Raw genomic sequence first — 17,457 nt, 5'->3', positions numbered from 1 at the left:
ATCAGCACCTTCTCGGCACCCGCTTCCAGGTGCTTGGCGGCGTCGGCGCGCTTGGTGAAGATGCCCGAGCATTCCATGGCGATCTGGATGCCCAGTTCCTTCCACGGCAGCTTGGCCGGGTCACGCTCCTGCACGACCTTGATCGAGTGGCCGTTGACGACCAGCGCGCCGTCCTGGACTTCGATCGTGCCGGGGAAGCGGCCGTGGACGCTGTCGTACTTCAGCAGGTGAGCGTTGGCCTTGAGGTCGGCCAGATCGTTGATCGCCACGACCTCGACGTCCTTGCGGCCGCTCTCGTAGATGGACCGCAGAACCAGACGGCCGATGCGGCCAAAACCGTTGATCGCTACCTTCACGGACATGCTGTTCTCCGCTGGTGTTCGCGGCCCCGGACGGGATCGGGGGCGGCGCCGGCCAGGGCCGGTGGGAAAGGGGCGCCGGATCGGGCGGCCCGCCGCGCCAGGGCGCGGGCGCTTCCGGGCTTCGTTGAGATATATACTAGTATATTAGATTGATGCGCAAGAGCGGAGGGCGGTGCGGCCGGCCCTCCGGACAAAATGTCGCGGTTGCTGCGTTGCAAGACAAATCGTGCCCGGCGCTGTTGGCCTGGGTTGGACCCGTCACCCGGACCGCTCCAAAGGTCTTCCCTGAAGACCGGAACCGCCCTGAAAACGGAACCGCCAGAGGACGATGACTTCCGACGACCGTGCCCCACGGCTTCCCGCCGCCCGCCTCCGCGCCCTGCGCGGCCTTCTCGCCCTCCTTCTCCTGCTGACCGCCGCGCTTGGGGGGATCGCGACCCCGGCCTCGGCGCAGATCCCGACGCCGGCCCCGACGGCCCAGGCCGAGGCGGCGCCCAACCCGGAGGAGATCGCCCGCCTGCGCCAGACGCTGGAGGACCCGGACCGCCGCGCCGCCCTGCTCGGCCAGCTCCGCGCCCTGGAGCAGGCGGAGGCCGCCGTGTCACCGGCGGAACCGGAGGGGATCGGCACCCGCCTGCTCACCCTGCTGTCGAACCGGCTCGACGGGCTGGGGCAGGAGGCCGCGCTGGCCGGCGACGCCCTGCTCAACGCGCCGCAGGGGCTGCATTGGCTGGAGCGGCAGGTCTCCGACCCGGCGCAGCGCGCCGCCTGGGGCTGGCTGGTCGCCGAACTGGTGCTGGTGGTGGTGGTCGGGCAGGGCGCCCGGCTGATCGCCATCCGCACGCTGCGGCGCCCGCGCGCCATGCTGGCGGCCCGGCCCATCCCTTCAACCCTCGCCAAGGTGCCGCTGCTGCTGGTGCGGTCGCTGTTCGATCTGGCGCCCATCGTGGCCTTCGCCGCCGCCGGCTTCGGCGTGCTGGCGCTGTTCGACCCGCCCCCGGTGGTGCGGGTGCTGGGCGTCACCTTCCTCAACGCCAGCATCTTCGTGCAGATCGTCCTTCTGGTGGTCCGGGCGCTGCTCGCCCCGGCCTCGCCCAACCTGCGGCTGATCCCGATGAGCGACGGCTCGGCCCTGCGGCTGCTGCGCTGGTGCCGGACCATCGCCATCACCACGCTCTACGGCATGTTCCTGGCCGAGGCGGCTCGGCGGCTCGGCCTGCCGGCGCAGAGCTACAGCGCGCTGGTGACCCTGGTCGGCCTGCTGGTCGCCGTCATGCTGGCGGTGCTGGTGCTGCAAAGCCGGGAGGCGGTGGCCGCACGCCTGCGCGGCGGGATCGCGGCGGCGCAGCCGCTGTCCGACGTGGTGTCGCCGGTTCCGCCCGGACGGCGCGCCGCCGGGGCGGGCCGGATGCTGCGCGCCGCCGGCCGCCGCGTGGCCGACGTCTGGCACGCCATCGCCATCCTCTACATCATCGTCCTGTTCGGCATCTGGGCGCTGGAGATCAGCGGCGGGCTGCTGTTCGTGGTCCAGGCAACGGCCGTGACCCTGGTGATCGCCGGGGTCGCGCGGCTGATCGGGCGGGGGATCACCCGCGCCGCCGCGGCGATCCTGGAGCGCATGGACCGCCGGCGCGGACACTCCGCCTGGGCGGCGGGGCGGCTGCGCCGCTACGTTGCCCCCACCGCGCGGCTGCTGCACGCGGTGGTGGCCGTGCTGGGCGGGCTGGTGGTTCTGAGCGCCTGGGGGCTGGATGTCTGGGGCTGGCTGCAGACGGCCATCGGCCTGCGCATCGTGGCGTCGGGCCTGTCCCTCCTGCTGGTCGGCGCCATCGCGCTCGCCGTGTGGGAGGTGACCAACGGCCTGATCGAGCGCCATCTGGCGACGACGGACCGCAACGGGCGGGCCATCCAGCGCAGCGCGCGGGTGCGCACCCTGCTGCCACTGCTGCGCAGCGCGCTGCTGGTGGTCCTGCTGACGCTGGTCACGCTGATCACCCTGTCGGAGTTGGGCTTGAACATCGGGCCGCTGCTGGCCGGTGCCGGCGTGGTCGGCCTCGCCGTCGGCTTCGGCGCGCAGACCCTGGTCAAGGACGTCATCACCGGCCTGTTCATCCTGTTCGAGGACACCATCTCGGTCGGCGATGTCGTCAATGTCGGCGGCAAGGGCGGTCTGGTGGAGGGGATGAACATCCGCACCATCCGCCTGCGCGACTTCGACGGGACGGTCCACACCATCCCCTTCAGCGCGGTCACCAGCGTGTCGAACATGACGAAGGACTTCAGCTACTACGTGTTCGACGTGGCGATCCCCTATCACGAGAACGCCGACCGCGTGGTCTCCGTTCTGCACGACATCGGCGACGAGCTGCGCAAGGACCCGCGCTTCGCGCCGCTCATCCTGGAACCGCTGGAGGTGCTGGGCGTCGATTCCTTCCAAGAGTCCGCGGCGGTCATCAAGGCGCGCATCAAGACGCTGCCGATCCAGCAGTGGAACGTCGGGCGTGCGTTCAACGGCCGCATGAAGGCGCGCTTCATCGAGCTGGGAATCGACTTCCCGCTGCCGCAGCGCACGCTGCACATCGCCCGCGGCGCCGCCGAGGCGCTTGCCAAAGCGGGAGCCGCCGATGCTGGCCGGATGCGCCACGCCGGGGCGGCGGAGTAGGCGGCTGGCGCTCCCTCCCGCGGTCTTGCAAAAAAGTGACGGGGCCATGTCGATTTCGCTTGAGCCCCGCCATTGGCACGGCTATATCAGCGCTCCCGCGTCACCCCAAGAGACGCGGGATGCAAAGAGTAGACGTTGCGCTTGTGGCGGAATTGGTAGACGCGCTAGGTTCAGGTCCTAGTGGCTGAAAGGCCGTGGGGGTTCGAGTCCCTCCAAGCGCACCAACACTTCTTGTGTTGGTCTGTGACTATAGTGGGGCCATAGCTCAGCTGGGAGAGCGCTACAATGGCATTGTAGAGGTCAGGAGTTCGATCCTCCTTGGCTCCACCATCATGAAGCCAGCAACCCCGACGGGTTGCTGGCTTTTCCCATTTCCGGCCCCCCTGTTTCCAAGCCGACATCAACACGGCTTCGAGGGGCGTATCGGGTGCGGCCACCGCCATCGCAGCGCACACCACCCCATCGGCCAGCAGCCACCCGAACTGTTTTCCATCGCTGGGTTTGATCGGCGGCGTCTTCGCAGAGCGGGCGAGAGGCAGGCGGGCAAGCGATCGAAGGATCAGGGGTGTAATGGGGGTGACATGGCGTCGGGCGTCTTGTTCGTGGCGGTGGCGCCCCCACCTACCCATCGACAGCGACGATGCGGGAGGACGAGGAATGCGCATGGGCCGAACCGCCGCCCTGATGACCGCCACCACCCTTGCGGCGTGCCTGAGCGTCACCGACGCGAGCGCCGTGGACAAGGTGTTCAAAACCGAAAAAGCGATGGTGTCGGTGAAAACCATCGCCAGCGGCCTCAGCCATCCCTGGGGACTGGCCTTCCTGCCCGATGGGCGGATGCTGGTGACCGAGAAGGACGGCCGGTTGCGCATCGTGGCGCCGGACGGCAGCGTGTCCGCCCCGGTGAAGGGCGTGCCGAAGGTCGACGACCGTGGGCAGGGTGGCCTGCTCGACGTGGCGCTGGACCCGGACTTTGCGCAGAACCGCCTCGTCTATCTCAGCTTTTCCGAGCCGGGGACGGAGGACGGCACCAACTCCACCGCCGTGGCGCGCGGCGCGTTGAACGCCGACGAGACCGCCCTGACCGACGTCCGGGTGATCTTCTCGCAGAAGCCCAAGGTGGAAAGCCGGATGCATTACGGCTCCCGGCTGGTCTTCGACCGGCAGGGCCATCTGTACGTGACTCTGGGCGAGCGTTCGCTGGAGCAGTTCCGGACGCAGGCCCAGGACCTCGACTCGCATCTGGGCAAGGTGGTGCGGATCAACCGCGACGGCTCCGTGCCCGCCGACAACCCCTTCGTGAACCGGTCCGGCGCGTTGCCGGAAATCTGGTCCTACGGTCACCGCAACATCCAGGGCGCCGCCCTGAATCCGCAGACCGGCGCGCTGTGGATCAACGAGCACGGCCCGCGCGGCGGCGACGAGGTCAATGTGCCGGAGCCGGGGAAGAATTACGGCTGGCCGGTGGTCTCCTACGGCGTGAACTACAACGGGACGCCGATCGGGACGGGCAAGTCGAGCGCGCCCGGCATGGAGGAACCGGTGTACCAGTGGACCCCGGTCATCGGCTCCTCCGGCATGACCTTCTACACGGCGGACACGGTGCCGGGCTGGAAGGGCAGCCTCTTCAACGGTGGTCTGGCCACCAAGGAGGTCGTCCGGCTCGAACTCGACGGCAACAAGGTCAAGCACGAGGAGCGCATGTTCCGCGATCTCGGCAAGCGCATCCGGCAGGTCAGCCAGGGGCCGGACGGGGCGCTCTATCTGCTGACCGATGAGAATAGGGGCGAGATCCTGCGGGTGACTCCGGCGGGAAAATCGTAAGCACCGATTCAGCGGCCACCGCGGCGCCGGGGCGGTTTCCCCAGGCGCTCCGCGGCCATCAGGTCGCTGCGGCTGACGCCGATGTCCCTCAGCAATCGGTCGTCGAGGCGGTCGAGGGTGGCGGCTCTTTGCGTCCGGCGCTCCATCAGTTTGCGGAAGGTACCCAGCAGGGCGGAGGCGAGTGATTTCGGCAGGGTTGCGCCGAAGGCGCGGACGACGGGCAGGGTCGGCATGGACGATTCCTCCGTTCGGGCGGGGACTGCCGCCCCGCGTTGCCGGCCCTGTCTAACGGGCTTTGGCCGGTGGGGAAGTGGCCCCCTTCACATCGGCCCCGCACTTTCCGGACTTCCGATGGGGCGGCAGGGGCGCTACACAGGCGCCCATGCCAACCATCATTCCCCCCTCCATCATCCCCATCGACGCCCCGGACGACCCGCGGATCGCCGCCTACCGCGATGTGAAGGAGCGCGACCTCGTGGGGCGGGAGGGGCGCTTCATCGCCGAGGGGGCGGTGGTGCTGCGGACGCTGCTGACCGCCTCGCGCCATGAAACCCTGTCGCTGCTGATCGCCGACAAGCGGATCGCCGGGCTGGCGCCGATGCTGGAGGCGCTGCCCGCCGCGGTGCCGGTCTACAGCGCCCGGCAGGAGGTGCTGGACGCCATCGCCGGCTTCCCCCTGCACCGTGGCATCCTGGGGCTGGGGCGGGCGGCGGCGATGCCCGAGCCGGACGCGCTTCTGGCCGCGCTGGGACCGCGGGCGACCGTGCTGGTGCTGTGCGGGATCGGCAACCACGACAATGTGGGCGGCATCTTCCGCAACGCGGCGGCCTTCGGTGTGGACGCGGTGCTGCTCGATTCCGGCTGCTGCGACCCGCTCTACCGCAAGGCGATCCGCGTGTCGGTCGGGGCGGCGCTGCGGGTGCCCTTCTTGCGGATTCCGGCGGGAACCGACCCGGTCGCCCTGCTGGAGCGGCATGGCTTTGCTGTCCTCTCGCTGAGCCCGGCGGGCGCGGTGACCCTGGCGGGGCTGCGCCGTCCGGAGCGCGCGGCGCTGCTTCTGGGGTCGGAGGGGCCGGGCCTGCCGGCGTCGGTCCTGGCGCGGACGCGGACGGTGCGCATCCCCATGGCGCCGGATTTCGATTCCTTGAACGTCGCCACGACCAGCGGGATCGTCCTGCACCACCTCGCCTTCATGGCGGAGCCGGAGTCAGGCGTCGGCTGAGCCGTCGATCCGGCGCAGGCCGGGCGGAGTGGCGTCGCGCAAGCTCCGGGCGAGCGCGCGGAAGCCGGCGGCGCGCGGGTCGCTGGCCCGCCAGACCAGCCCGATGACCCGGCCCGGCGGGTCGTCCTGGAAGGCGCGGTAGGCGACCAGCCCGCCCACTGTCGCCGCCTCCCCGTCGCCGGTGGCGAGCCGCGGCATCAGCGTGTAGCCGGTGCCGCTGGCGACCATGTGGCGCAACGTCTCCAGCCCGGTGGCGTGGCGCATGCCGCGCGTGGTGGCGCCGCAGGCGGCCAGCGCCTGATCGCGCAGGCAGTGCCCTTCCTCCAGCAGCACCAGTTCGCCTGGGTCGAGGTCGGCCAGGGCGATGGAGGGCAGGCTTTCCAGCCGGTGGCCGGTGGGGTGGGCCAGCACGAAGGGCTCGAAGAACAGGGCGTCGCAGGTCAGCCCTTCCGCTTCGACGGGCAGGGCGAGCAGGACCGCGTCGAGCCGCCCCTCGCGCAACTCCTCCAGCAGGCCGTCTGTGCGGCCCTCGGACAGCACGAGCTGGACATCGGGCAGGTGCCGGCGCATCGCGGGCAGGACGTGGGGGAACAGGTACGGTCCCAGCGTCTGAATCGCCGCGATGGCGAGCGGGCCGTGCAGGCCATCCGCCGTTCCGCGGGCCAGCGCCAGCAGGCGGCGCGCTTCCTCCAGGACGACGCGCGCCTGGCGGATCACCACCTCCCCCTGCGGGGTGGGCAGCACGCGGCGGCTCGTCCGCTCGAACAGAGGGATGCCGAGAAGGTCTTCGAGCTTGCGGATCTGCGCGCTCAGCGACGGCTGGCTGACCGAGCAGCGCTCCGCCGCCTTGCCGAAATGCCGCTGCTCGGCCACCGCCACCACATATTCCAGATCGCGAAGGGAGAGACCGGCGATATTCATAGGTTTTGGCTATCGAAGCATTTGAAACGATGTCTTGGATATATCAACGACGCGGCGGGATAACCAGGGGGCAAAGCAGACACGGCGACCGACAAGACGCCCACCATAAGAAACGCCAGAAGGAGTTGAGCCATGAGCACCCTGACCACCACCGGCCTGACAACGGGAGCCGGCATCCCCGTCGCCGACAACCAGAATTCGTTGACCGCCGGCCCGCGCGGTCCGGTGCTGATGCAGGATTTCCACCTGATCGAGAAGCTGGCCCACTTCAACCGCGAACGCATCCCGGAACGGGTGGTCCACGCCAAGGGGGCCGGCGCCTACGGCGTCTTCCGGGTGACGAAGGACGTGACGCCCTACACGTCGGCGAGGTTCCTGTCGGAGGTGGGCAAAGAGACGGAGGTCTTTCTGCGCTTCTCCACCGTCGGCGGCGAGAAGGGCTCCGCCGACGCCGAGCGCGACCCGCGCGGCTTCGCCGTCAAGTTTTACACCGAGGACGGCAATTACGATCTGGTCGGCAACAACACGCCGGTCTTCTTCGTCCGCGACCCGCTGAAATTCCCGGATTTCATCCACACGCAGAAGCGCAACCCGGCGACCAACCTGAAGGACCCGACCGCGGTCTGGGACTTCTTCTCGCTGTCGCCGGAGACGATGCACCAGTTGACGATCCTGTTCAGCGACCGCGGCACGCCGCGCGGCTACCGCCACATGGACGGCTTCTCCAGCCACACCTTCTCGTGGATCAACGCGGCGGGCGAGCGCTTCTGGGTCAAGGTCCACTTCAAGACCCGCCAGGGCATCCAGAACTTCACGGCGGATCAGGCGGTGCGCATGGCCGGCGTCGATCCCGACCACGCCACCCGCGACCTGTTCGCCGCCATCCGCGACGGCGATTTCCCGGCCTGGACCGTCTCGGTGCAGATCATGCCGGAGGTCGAGGCCGACTCCTATCGCATCAACCCGTTCGACGTGACCAAGGTGTGGCCGCACGCCGATTACCCGCTGGTCGAGATCGGCGAGCTGGTGCTGAACCGCAACCCGCAGAACTACTTCGCGGAGGTCGAGCAGGCCGCCTTCAGCCCGGCCAATGTGGTGCCCGGCGTTTCCTTCAGCCCGGACAAGATGCTGCAAGGGCGCCTGTTCGCCTACGCCGACGCGCACCGCTACCGGCTGGGCGCCAACCATCAGGCGCTGCCGGTCAACCGCCCGCACGCCGCGGAGGTCCGCAACCACCAGCGCGACGGCGCCATGCGCTTCGACGGCAACGGCGGCGGCAGCCCGAATTACGAGCCCAACAGCTTCGGCGGGCCGGTGCAGAACCGCGCGGTGGCCGAACCGCCGCTGCGCATCGCCGGCGACGCCGCCCGCTATGACCACCGCGAGGGCAACGATGACTACGCCCAGGCCGGCGCGCTGTTCCGCCTGATCGGGGCGGAGGCGCAGGGGCGGCTGATGGACACCATCGCCAACTCGCTGGGGGAGGCGCCGGGCTTCATCCAGCGGCGGCAGTTGGCGCACTTCTTCGCGGCGGACCCTGCCTATGGCGCGGGCATCGCGAAGCGGCTGGGGGTGTCGGCGGCGGCGCAGCCTGAAGAGGCCGCCGTGACCGGCTGAGCCCAGCTCCCGAACACTCGGCGCCGCCGGACGCACCCCCTCGCGTCCGGCGGCATTTTTTGTAGGACAGGTCAGTCGGCCGCGGCGTCCTGCCGGCCCTCGTGCTGCCGGCTCGTCCAGCCCTCGGCGATCCGCGGCAGGTTGAATTCGATCCAGTCGGCGAGAAGGCGCACCTTCTCGGCGGCCTCCCGGCCCAGCGGCGTCAGGCTGTAGTCGACATGGGGTGGCACCACGTCGTGGGCGGTGCGTTTGACCAGCCCGTCGCCCTCCAGCCATTGCAGCGTCTGGGCCAGCATCCGTTCGCTGACCCCGCCGATGGTGCGGCGGAGTTCGCTGAAGCGCAGCGTTCCGCTTTCCAGGGCGATCAGGACCAGCACGCCCCAGCGGCTGGTGACGTGTTTCAGCACCTCCCGCGAGGGGCAGGCCACGGCCATCAGGTCGCCGCGCTGCATCCGCTCCGACAGCGGCAGCGGAATGTAGTCATTGTCCGGCTCCGGCATGGTCGTCCTTCTCCCGCCAGGAATCTTCACACTTACATTTATGTACGTACTTACGAAAAGTAAGCAAGTGGCTTAGGTAGGTGGTCACCACCCAACCGCAAACGGGACACCCGACCATGACCATCGCCGTCACCGGTGCCACCGGCCAGCTTGGCCGCCTCGTCATCGCCCGCCTGAAGGAGACGCTTCCGGCCTCCGGCATCGTCGCCCTGGTGCGCTCCTCCGCCAAGGCCGCCGACCTCGGGGTCGAAGCCCGCGAGGCCGACTACGGCAACCCCGAGACGCTCGCCCGCGCGCTGTCCGGAGTCGACACGCTGCTGCTCATCTCGTCGAACGAGATCGGGCAGCGGGCGGCGCAGCACCGCAACGTCGTCAACGCCGCCAAGGCGGCGGGCGTCGGCCGCATCGTCTACACCAGCCTGCTCCACGCCGACCGCTCGCCGCTGAGCCTCGCCGAGGAGCACCGGGCGACCGAGGCGGACATCACGGCGTCGGGCATTCCCTTCACGATCCTGCGCAACGGCTGGTACACCGAGAATCACACCGGCTCGGTCGGCGCCGCGCTGGCCGGGGGCGCCTTCATCGGCAGCGCCGGCGACGGGCGGATCTCCTCCGCCACGCGCGCCGACTACGCCGACGCGGCGGTGGCGGTGCTGACCGGCACCGGCCATGAGGGCAAGACCTACGAGCTGGCCGGCGACGAGGCGGTGACGCTGACCGACCTCGCCGCCGAAATTTCCCGCCAGTCCGGCAAGGACATCCCTTACCGGAACCTGCCGGAGGCGGATTACGCGGCCATCCTCGCCGGCTTCGGCCTTCCGGAAGCCTTCGCGAAGGGCATCGCCTCCTGGGACGCCGACGCGTCGAGGGGCGCGCTGTTCGACGACGGGCGCCAGCTGTCGGCGCTGATCGGGCACCCGACCACGCCGCTCTCCGTCGCCGTGGCCGCCGCCTTGCCCCGATAAGGGCGGGCCGGAAAAGAAAAAGACCCCCTCGCCCGTGCAAGGCGAGGGGGTCTTTTTTCGACGGGCTGCGGTCGGGCCGGCCTTACTGCGAGGCCGCCGCGATCTCCCGCGCGCGGCGGGAGACCGACGCCGCGTAGTGGTCCTTCGCCAGCACGGTGTAGACCGCCGGCAGGACGAACAGCGTGAACAGCGTGCCGATCAGCATGCCCGACACGATCACCAGACCGATGGAGAAGCGGCTGGCCGCTCCGGCGCCGGCGGCGGTCAGCAGGGGCAGGAGGCCCACCACCATCGCCGCTGTGGTCATCAGGATCGGGCGCAGGCGGACGCGGGCCGCGTGCTCGATGGCGGTGCGGCGGTCCACCCGCTCGTTGATCTGCATCTCGCGGGCGAACTCCACCATCAGGATGCCGTGCTTGCTGATCAGGCCGATCAGAGTCACCAGACCCACCTGGGTGTAGATGTTCATGGTGGACAGCCCGAAGAACAGCGGCAGCAGCGCGCCGCAGATCGACATCGGCACCGAGATCAGGATCACCAGCGGGTCACGCAGCGATTCGAACTGCGCGGCCAGCACCAGATAGATCACCACCAGCGCGAAGACAAAGGTGACCATGAGCTGGTTGCCCTCGGTCACGTACTGGCGCGACTCCGACAGGTAGGAATGGCCGAAGCCGGCGGGCAGGACCTCGCGGGCCTGCCGCTCCAGGAACTCCACGGCCTGGCCCATCGTCACGCCCGGCATCGGCACCGCGGAGAAGGTCGCGGAGGGAAGCTGGTTGTACTTGGTCAGGGCGTTCGGCTCCGTCGCCATCTCGATCGAGACGACGGTGGACAGCGGGATCTGCGCGCCGTTGCCCGCGGTGACGTAGTAGCGGGTCAGCGTCTCCGGCGTCAGGCGCTTGTCGCGCGGCACCTGCGGGATGACCTCGTAGGAGCGGCCGTTCAGGTTGAAGCGGTTGACGTAGTTGCCGCCGACCAGGACCGCCAGCGTGTCGCCGATCGACTGCATGGACAGGCCGAGGTCCGCCGCCTTCGACCGGTCGACGTGCAGCCGGACGACCGGGCTGTTGAACTGCAGGTCGCTGTCGGTGACGATGAACATGCCGCTTTCCATGGCGGCGGCCTTGATCCGCTCCATGGCGTTGAAGATGGTCTGGTAATCGCCGGGACTGTTGATGACCATCTGGACCGGCAGGCCGCCGGTGGAGCCGGGCAGGGCCGGCGGCGACACCAGGAACACCTGCGTGCCGGCCACCTTGCCGAGGTCGGCCTGGACCAGCGGCTGCAGCTCCTTGGCGCTGCGGGTGCGCTCGTCCCACGGCTTCAGGATCATGCCGGCGAAGCCCTGGGTCAGGGTCGGCAGGCCGTTCAGCACGAAGCGGGTGTCGGTCTCCGGGTATTGGGCGAACACCTCGTCCATCTCGCGCCCGTAGGCGTCCATGTAATCGAGGTTGGCGTACTGCGGCCCCTTGGTGATGCCGAACAGGATGCCCTGGTCCTCCTCCGGCGCCAGCTCCGACATGGTGTTGGCGAAGAGGAAGCCGACGCTCAGCAGAACGCCGAAGCCGAACAGCAGGGTCGCCGCCCGGTAGTCCAGCGCGCCGCCCAGACGCCGCCCGTACCAGCCGGACAGCTTCTCGAAGGTGCGGTCGACGAAGCGGGCGAAGCGGCCCTCGTTCATGTCGCGGGTCAGCAGGAGCGAGCACATCATCGGCGACAGCGTCAGCGCCACCACGCCGGAGATGATGACCGATCCCGCCAAGGTGAAGGCGAACTCGCGGAACAGCGCGCCGGTCAGCCCGCCGAGGAAGCCGATGGGGGCGTACACGGCGGCCAGCGTGATGGTCATGGAAATGATCGGCCCGATGATTTCCCGCGCGCCGATCAGCGCGGATTCGACGGGCGACTTTCCCTCCTCCAGGTGGCGGTGGACGTTCTCCACCACGACGATGGCGTCGTCCACCACGAGGCCGATGGCCAGCACCATGGCGAGCAGCGTCAGCAGGTTCAGGCTGAAGCCCATCGCCAGCATGATCGTCGCGGCACCCACGATGGACAGCGGGATGGTCACGATGGGGATCAGCACCGAGCGGAAGGAGCCCAGGAACAGGAAGATCACCACGATGACGATGCCGACCGCCTCCAGCAGCGTCTTCTGCACCTCGTCGATCGAGGCCTGGATGAAGCGGGTGGAGTCGTAGACGATCTCCATCTTCAGCGACGGCGGCAGGTTGCGCTCAAGCTCCGGCACCAGCTTGCGGATGTCCTCCACGATGGTCAGCGGGTTGCCGGTCGGCGTGGAGTTGATGCCGATGAAGATCGCCTGCTGGCCGTTCATCGACACGCTGGCGTTGGAGCTTTGCGCGCCCAGCTCGATCTCGGCGATGTCCTTCATGCGGACCAGCGCGCCGTCCTTGGACTTCACCACCATCTGCCGGAACTGCTCGACGTCGGTCAGGCCGGTGTTGGTGGTGATGTTGGAGACGACGAAGACGCCCTTCGATTGCCCGGGGGCCGACTGGTAGTTGTTGGCCTGGATCGCCGCCCGCACGTCGGCGGCGGCGATGTTGCGCGCGGCCATCCGGTCGGGGTCGAGCCAGACGCGCATGGCGAAGGTCTGCCCGCCCAGGATCTGCGCCTCGGCGACGCCGGACACGGTGGACAGCAGCGGCTGCACGACGCGCGTCAGATAGTCGGAGATGGCCGCCCCGGACAGCTCCGGGCTGGCGAAGCCCATGTAGAGGATGGAGGTCGTCTCGCCCGTGGACTTCAGGATCACGGGGTCGTTGGCCTCGCGCGGAAGCTGGTATTTGACCTGCTGCACCTTCGACATCACGTCGGTCATCGCGACGTTGGGGTTGAAGTTCAGCCGGATGTAGGCGGTGACGAGGCTCACCCCCTGGGTGGAGGAGGAGGTGATGTAGTCAATGCCTTCCGCCGTCGCCACCGCCTGCTCGATGGGCGTCGTGATGAAGCCCTGCATCAGGTCGGGAGAAGCGCCGGCGTAGGAGGTGGTGATGGTGATGACGGTGTTCTGCAGCTCCGGATACTGCCGGATCGGCAGATCCGTCAGCGACCGGACGCCGACCAGCAGGATCAGCAGGCTGACCACCAGCGCCAGGACCGGCCGTCGGATGAAGATGTCGGTGAATGACATGGCCGGGTCCTCAGTTGCGCGGAACGGTCTGCGGCGGCACCAGCGCGCTCGCTTCCGTCGGCACCACGGCGGCGCCGTTGTTCAGCTTGAGCTGGCCGGAGGACACCACCCGGTCGCCGGGCTTCACCCCGTCGAGGATCTCCACCTTGCCGTCGAAGCGGTCGCCCGTCTTCACCGGGACGCGGTTGGCGACATGGCCGTCCTTGCCCTCGGCATCCTTCTTGGCGGCGACGACGAAGACGCTGTCGCCGTAGACCGTGTAGTCCACCGCGGTTTCCGGGATGACGATGCGGTTCTGGGCCGGCGGCTGGACGACGCGGATGTTGGCGAACATGCCGGGCAGCAGCTTGCGCTCCGGATTCTTCAGCGTCGCGCGCACCTTGATGGCGCGGGTGTCCGGGCTGACCTGCGGCTCGATGGTCGAGATCACCGCGTCGAAGTTGGCGCCGGGGGCGGCGTCGGCGGAGATCAGCACCGGCTGGCCGACGCGGATCTGGCTCAGCGCCTGCTCGGGCAGGGTGAAGTCGACGAACAGGTTGGACAGGTCGGTCAGCGTGACGACGGGGCCGCCGGCGCTGACATACTCGCCGACATTCACCTGCCGGATGCCCAGCTCGCCGTCGAAGGGGGCGCGGATCAGCTTCTGGGCGATCAGCGCCTCGGTCTTCTTGATGTTGGCGTTGGCCTCGTCGAGCTGGGCCTGGTTCTGGTCCACGGTGACCTGCGGGCCGGCCTGGTTGCGCAGCAGGTTGCGGGCGCGTTGCAGGTTGTTCTCGGCCAGCTTCGCCTGGGCGCGGAAGGCCAGCACGTCGGCCTGCTCGGTGGCATCGTTGAGTTGCACCAGCGGCGCGCCGGCCTTCACGGTGGCGCCCGATTCGAAGAAGATCTGGGTCACGCGCCCGACCACCTCCGGCGCCACGGTGACCTGACGGCTGGCGGTCAGGGTGCCGATGGCGCTGGTGTATTTGGGAACGGACTGCGCCGCCGCCTCGGCAACCGAGACGGGGGTCGGCGGAGGCTTGTTGCCGGCGAAGAAGTCGGCGATGGCCTTGTTCCGGAAGTTGTTGAAGGCGTACAGGCCGCCCAACAGCACGGCCAGGATGATGGCCATGATGATGATGCGGAACGCCAGCCGCCCGCGGGTGACCGGACGGCGTGCGGTGGTCCGCTCTGGCGCGTGAGCGGAATGGTGGATATCACTCGTCACGATCAGCCTCTCTCGAACAGGTCGGTTCTGGTTCTGTTGATTGGGTGCAATGCAATAAAGGCGTGTAAAGGGCGACCGCTTCCTCCCGCAGGCCAAGGCCGCGCAGGATGAAGGCGACCGCGTCGCGGATGGTGCGCCGCGGCTCGGCCAAGGAGGGGACGAGCGGCGTCGGCGGCAGGTGAATGGTCGCCAGGGTGGAGCCCAGCATCTCGGCCAGCCAGAAGGCGTTCTCCGTCACCGGGGCCGAGGGGATGAGGTCGCCTGAGTCGCGTGCGGCCTGCAGCGAGGCCACGAAGGGCGGCGCGATGTGCTCCGACATCCAGCGGCGCACCATGTGGGCGAACTCACCATCCTCCAGCAGGCTCATGAAATAGAGCCGGTAGCGGGGGAGCATGGTGTCGCGGTCGCTGGGCAGCTCGCTGACATAGCAGCTCACCATCGCCTGGACGTAGGCGGCGAGCGTCTCGGTGCTGGGCGGCATCGCCAGCAGCTTCGCGAGATCCTCGTCGCCGTCCACGCAGGAGCGGAAGATCGCCTCGTAGAGAGCGGCCTTGCTGGGGAAATGCTTGAAGATCAGAGCCTCCGACACACCGGCGGCCTGCGCGATCTCCTTGGTCGTGGTGGCGGCGAATCCCTTGCGCGCAAACAGCGGAAGGGCCGCGTCGATGATCGCCGCGCGCCGGGCCGAGTTGTCCAGCCGTCCCATGATTAACCTTATAGCATAAGTGAGCACTAACTCACTTTGTTCGGGCTGGGGATACCACGGCGCGTCCGGGCTGTCCAGACCGGTCGTTGGAGCGGCGTGCGGGCGCGAATTAGCGCTTGACCTTCCCGCCGCTGGAAGGTGGAGACTGTGCGGTGTGATGCCGATGCAGCAACGGGAAACGGCGATGGCGCGGGGTGGATGCCCCCTTGGCGGGATGGCGCCGATCGGGCGGCTGGTGGCGGGGCTGCTCCTGCTCGCCGCGCTGGCGCTGTTCGCGCCGTCCGCCGCGCAGGCGCACGTTCATGCCGGCGCCCATGCTGGCCCCCATGCTCAAGGCCATGCCGCATCCTCGGCGCCGACGCCGGCCGTTGGGGTCTGGGTGGCCGATGCCGACCATGCGCCCCCGGCGGACGAGGCCTGCGCCGGCCGGAAAGGGCTGTCCTGTGGCGGGACCTGCCCGATGATGCTGTCGGGCATCGCCACCACAGCGGTTTTTCCGGCGCCGCCGCTCCGCGCGTCCGCGCGCTTCCGGCCGACCGGCCTGTTGCCGGAGGGAATCGGCCCGCCGCCCGCCCTCAGACCACCGCGCATGGCCGTTTGAGCGGACTTCATGCCCGAGCCGCGCCTTCGCGCGCCCTGGGCCGGCATTCCCCGAAAACGGATCATCGCATCATGACGAGTCTTCAGACCCGCCGCCGTTTCCTGGCGTCCGCGGCTTCGGCCGCCGCGCTGGGCGGCCTCTCCACCCTGATTCCCGCCGTCGCGCGGCAGGCACGGGCCGCGGCGCCCCTCCGCCTCGCCGTCGAGCGGCGCGTTCTTGAGGTGATGGGCAAACCCGCCTCCGTCTTCGGCATCCGCCAGCCGGACAGCACCTCCGGCCTGTTCCTCGATCCGGGGCAGCGTTTCCTGGTCGATCTGGCGAACCGGGCCGGGGAGGACACGGTCATCCACTGGCACGGCATGACCCCGCCCTACGCCCAGGACGGCGTGGCCGACGCGAACCGCCCGCTGATCCGCGACGGCGCCAGCCAGGGCTACGATTTCGAGCCGCGGCCGGGCACGCACTGGATGCATTCGCACCACGGCCTTCAGGAGCAGCTTTTGATGGCGGCCCCGTTGATCGTCCGCACCGCCGACGACCAGCGCGCGGACGCGCAGGAGGTCACCGTGCTGCTGCACGATTTCACCTTCAAGGACCCCGCCGAGGTGCTCGCCGGGCTGACTGGTGGTGGCATGAAACACGGCGGCGGGCATGGAAGCGGCCACGGCGGCCATGGCAGCGGGCATGGCGGGGCCATGCCGATGATGGACCACTCGAACATGAAGGGGATGGGAGACATGAAGGGCATGGGCGGCATGACCATGGCCGCCATGGACCTCAACGACGTGGAGTACGACGCCTACCTCGCCAACGACCGCACGCTCGACGACCCGGAGGTGGTGCGGGTGGAGCGCGGCGGGCGGGTCCGGCTGCGGCTGATCAACGGGGCGACCTCCACGGCCTTCCACATCGACCTCGGCGCCCTCGACGGAACGGTGGTCGCGGCGGACGGCAACCCGGTGCAGCCGGTGAGCGGGCGGCGCTTCGGCATGGTCATGGGCCAGCGGCTGGACATCCTCGTCCAGCTTCCCGCCGAAGGCGGCGCCTTCCCCATCCTGGCGCAGCGGGAAGGGGAGCGCCAGCGCACCGGCATCGTCCTCGCCACCCCCGGCGCCGCGGTGGGCAGGACCGCCGGCCTTGCGGACGCCGCGGCCGGGCCGGTGGACCTGTCGCTGGAGCGGCGGCTGACGGCGCTCGACCCGCTGTCGGAGCGTCCGGAGGGGGCGGCCTTCACCATCCGGCTGACCGGCGGCATGGCCCCCTATGTCTGGACCATCGACGACCGCCCCTTCGGCGAGCACCGGCCGCTGACCGTCCGCAAGGGGCAGCGGGTCAGCATCACCATGGTCAACGAAAGCCCGATGGCCCACCCGATGCACCTGCACGGCCAGCATTTCCAGGTGACCGCGCTCAACGGGACGGCGCTGGCCGGGGCGGTGCGCGACACGGTGCTGGTGCCGATGAACGGGTCCGCCACCATCGCCTTCGACGCCGACAATCCCGGACGCTGGCCGCTGCACTGTCACAACCTTCTGCACATGGCGACGGGCATGATGACCGAATTGGTGTGCGAACAAACCATATGAACACGAAGTTTCCGGCGCGGCCCGACCGCGCCGGAACGGGTACCGCAAAAGCTCTGCGTCGATTCGGATGGATGGAGCCGGCAAATTCAGGCGCATTCCTTTGGGAGCGAACTTTCACGCATCA

General features: G+C 69.1%; 14 protein-coding genes and 2 tRNA genes. 9 read left to right on the top strand and 7 right to left on the bottom strand.

Annotation, left to right across the window (positions count from 1 at the left end; translation table 11 throughout):
* Nucleotides 1–362 (bottom strand): glyceraldehyde 3-phosphate dehydrogenase NAD-binding domain-containing protein (locus FBZ83_RS20365; protein ID WP_247888391.1); only part of this gene is annotated, 362 nt, incomplete at its 3' end.
* Nucleotides 363–690: 328 nt separating this feature from the next.
* On the opposite strand from FBZ83_RS20365, the gene FBZ83_RS20360 reads away from it, so the two are divergent.
* The 4 genes from FBZ83_RS20360 to FBZ83_RS20345 all read left to right on the top strand — a co-directional run bounded on the left by FBZ83_RS20360 (nt 691) and on the right by FBZ83_RS20345 (nt 4,848).
* Nucleotides 691–3,024, top strand: coding sequence for a mechanosensitive ion channel domain-containing protein (locus FBZ83_RS20360; RefSeq protein WP_145687487.1), 2,334 nt, complete (start codon nt 691–693; stop codon nt 3,022–3,024).
* A gap of 137 nt (nt 3,025–3,161) precedes the next feature.
* Nucleotides 3,162–3,248 (top strand) — tRNA-Leu (locus FBZ83_RS20355).
* Between the two features lie 30 nt (nt 3,249–3,278).
* Nucleotides 3,279–3,354: transfer RNA gene (locus FBZ83_RS20350), tRNA-Ala, on the top strand.
* A 327-nt stretch (nt 3,355–3,681) separates the two neighbouring features.
* Nucleotides 3,682–4,848: a PQQ-dependent sugar dehydrogenase gene (locus FBZ83_RS20345; protein WP_247888390.1), complete on the top strand. Its 1,167-nt coding sequence runs from the start codon at nt 3,682–3,684 to the stop codon at nt 4,846–4,848.
* Nucleotides 4,849–4,856: 8 nt separating this feature from the next.
* Here FBZ83_RS20345 and FBZ83_RS20340 read toward each other — a convergent pair whose 3' ends face one another.
* A complete protein-coding gene (locus tag FBZ83_RS20340; RefSeq protein ID WP_145687484.1) occupies nt 4,857–5,081 on the bottom strand; it encodes a DUF1127 domain-containing protein in 225 nt (74 codons plus the stop codon).
* 149 nt (nt 5,082–5,230) lie between these two features.
* Between FBZ83_RS20340 and FBZ83_RS20335 the strand changes: the two genes are divergently transcribed.
* Nucleotides 5,231–6,070 carry a TrmH family RNA methyltransferase gene (locus tag FBZ83_RS20335; RefSeq protein ID WP_145687480.1) on the top strand — a complete coding sequence of 280 codons (840 nt, stop codon included), beginning with the start codon at nt 5,231–5,233 and terminating at the stop codon, nt 6,068–6,070.
* Here the strand turns inward: FBZ83_RS20335 and FBZ83_RS20330 are convergent.
* Entirely contained in the window at nt 6,056–6,991 is a 936-nt protein-coding gene (locus FBZ83_RS20330) for a LysR substrate-binding domain-containing protein (RefSeq protein ID WP_145687473.1), read from the bottom strand. The two genes, FBZ83_RS20335 and FBZ83_RS20330, sit on opposite strands and share 15 nt — an antisense overlap.
* Before the next feature lie 132 nt (nt 6,992–7,123).
* On the opposite strand from FBZ83_RS20330, the gene FBZ83_RS20325 reads away from it, so the two are divergent.
* Nucleotides 7,124–8,608 (top strand): catalase, encoded by a 1,485-nt coding sequence (locus FBZ83_RS20325; protein ID WP_145687465.1) that lies wholly within the window; start codon nt 7,124–7,126, stop codon nt 8,606–8,608.
* 71 nt (nt 8,609–8,679) lie between these two features.
* Here FBZ83_RS20325 and FBZ83_RS20320 read toward each other — a convergent pair whose 3' ends face one another.
* Nucleotides 8,680–9,108 (bottom strand): winged helix-turn-helix transcriptional regulator, encoded by a 429-nt coding sequence (locus tag FBZ83_RS20320; RefSeq protein WP_145687458.1) that lies wholly within the window; start codon nt 9,106–9,108, stop codon nt 8,680–8,682.
* 116 nt (nt 9,109–9,224) lie between these two features.
* Here FBZ83_RS20320 and FBZ83_RS20315 point away from each other — a divergent pair, with 116 nt between their 5' ends.
* Entirely contained in the window at nt 9,225–10,073 is an 849-nt protein-coding gene (locus FBZ83_RS20315) for an SDR family oxidoreductase (RefSeq protein WP_145687450.1), read from the top strand.
* 82 nt (nt 10,074–10,155) lie between these two features.
* On the opposite strand, the gene FBZ83_RS20310 is transcribed toward FBZ83_RS20315, so the two are convergent.
* Genes FBZ83_RS20310 through FBZ83_RS20300 form a run of 3 tightly spaced genes read right to left on the bottom strand, consistent with a single transcriptional unit; the run spans nt 10,156 to nt 15,146 of the window.
* A complete protein-coding gene (locus tag FBZ83_RS20310) occupies nt 10,156–13,233 on the bottom strand; it encodes a MexW/MexI family multidrug efflux RND transporter permease subunit (protein ID WP_145687447.1) in 3,078 nt (1,025 codons plus the stop codon).
* 10 nt (nt 13,234–13,243) lie between these two features.
* Nucleotides 13,244–14,440: an efflux RND transporter periplasmic adaptor subunit gene (locus FBZ83_RS20305; RefSeq protein ID WP_145687445.1), complete on the bottom strand. Its 1,197-nt coding sequence runs from the start codon at nt 14,438–14,440 to the stop codon at nt 13,244–13,246.
* The gene (locus FBZ83_RS20300) at nt 14,430–15,146 is read right to left on the bottom strand and encodes a TetR/AcrR family transcriptional regulator (RefSeq protein ID WP_145687442.1); all 717 of its coding nucleotides are present in this window, start codon (nt 15,144–15,146) and stop codon (nt 14,430–14,432) included. The genes FBZ83_RS20305 and FBZ83_RS20300 overlap by 11 nt, the downstream gene beginning before the upstream one ends.
* A gap of 157 nt (nt 15,147–15,303) precedes the next feature.
* On the opposite strand from FBZ83_RS20300, the gene FBZ83_RS20295 reads away from it, so the two are divergent.
* The gene (locus FBZ83_RS20295) at nt 15,304–15,747 is read left to right on the top strand and encodes a hypothetical protein (protein ID WP_247888389.1); all 444 of its coding nucleotides are present in this window, start codon (nt 15,304–15,306) and stop codon (nt 15,745–15,747) included.
* 71 nt (nt 15,748–15,818) lie between these two features.
* Nucleotides 15,819–17,333, top strand: a complete 1,515-nt coding sequence (locus tag FBZ83_RS20290; RefSeq protein WP_145687440.1) for a multicopper oxidase family protein — start codon at nt 15,819–15,821, stop codon at nt 17,331–17,333.
* Nucleotides 17,334–17,457 lie beyond the last annotated feature (124 nt).

It is taken from the genome of Azospirillum brasilense (genome assembly GCF_007827815.1).
GTDB classification, from domain to species: domain Bacteria; phylum Pseudomonadota; class Alphaproteobacteria; order Azospirillales; family Azospirillaceae; genus Azospirillum; species Azospirillum brasilense_C.
Note: the sequence above shows the minus strand (reverse complement) of the source record. Positions and strands in the feature narration are given on the sequence as shown.

Bases quoted from the DNA above. Each gene is read 5' to 3' on its own strand.
- FBZ83_RS20360 (WP_145687487.1), top strand. From the start codon at position 691: ATGACTTCCGACGACCGTGCCCCACGGCTTCCCGCCGCCCGCCTCCGC.
- FBZ83_RS20345 (WP_247888390.1), top strand. From the start codon at position 3,682: ATGCGCATGGGCCGAACCGCCGCCCTGATGACCGCCACCACCCTTGCG.
- FBZ83_RS20340 (WP_145687484.1), bottom strand. From the start codon at position 5,081: ATGCCGACCCTGCCCGTCGTCCGCGCCTTCGGCGCAACCCTGCCGAAA.
- FBZ83_RS20335 (WP_145687480.1), top strand. From the start codon at position 5,231: ATGCCAACCATCATTCCCCCCTCCATCATCCCCATCGACGCCCCGGAC.
- FBZ83_RS20330 (WP_145687473.1), bottom strand. From the start codon at position 6,991: ATGAATATCGCCGGTCTCTCCCTTCGCGATCTGGAATATGTGGTGGCG.
- FBZ83_RS20325 (WP_145687465.1), top strand. From the start codon at position 7,124: ATGAGCACCCTGACCACCACCGGCCTGACAACGGGAGCCGGCATCCCC.
- FBZ83_RS20320 (WP_145687458.1), bottom strand. From the start codon at position 9,108: ATGCCGGAGCCGGACAATGACTACATTCCGCTGCCGCTGTCGGAGCGG.
- FBZ83_RS20315 (WP_145687450.1), top strand. From the start codon at position 9,225: ATGACCATCGCCGTCACCGGTGCCACCGGCCAGCTTGGCCGCCTCGTC.
- FBZ83_RS20310 (WP_145687447.1), bottom strand. From the start codon at position 13,233: ATGTCATTCACCGACATCTTCATCCGACGGCCGGTCCTGGCGCTGGTG.
- FBZ83_RS20300 (WP_145687442.1), bottom strand. From the start codon at position 15,146: ATGGGACGGCTGGACAACTCGGCCCGGCGCGCGGCGATCATCGACGCG.
- FBZ83_RS20295 (WP_247888389.1), top strand. From the start codon at position 15,304: ATGCCGATGCAGCAACGGGAAACGGCGATGGCGCGGGGTGGATGCCCC.
- FBZ83_RS20290 (WP_145687440.1), top strand. From the start codon at position 15,819: ATGACGAGTCTTCAGACCCGCCGCCGTTTCCTGGCGTCCGCGGCTTCG.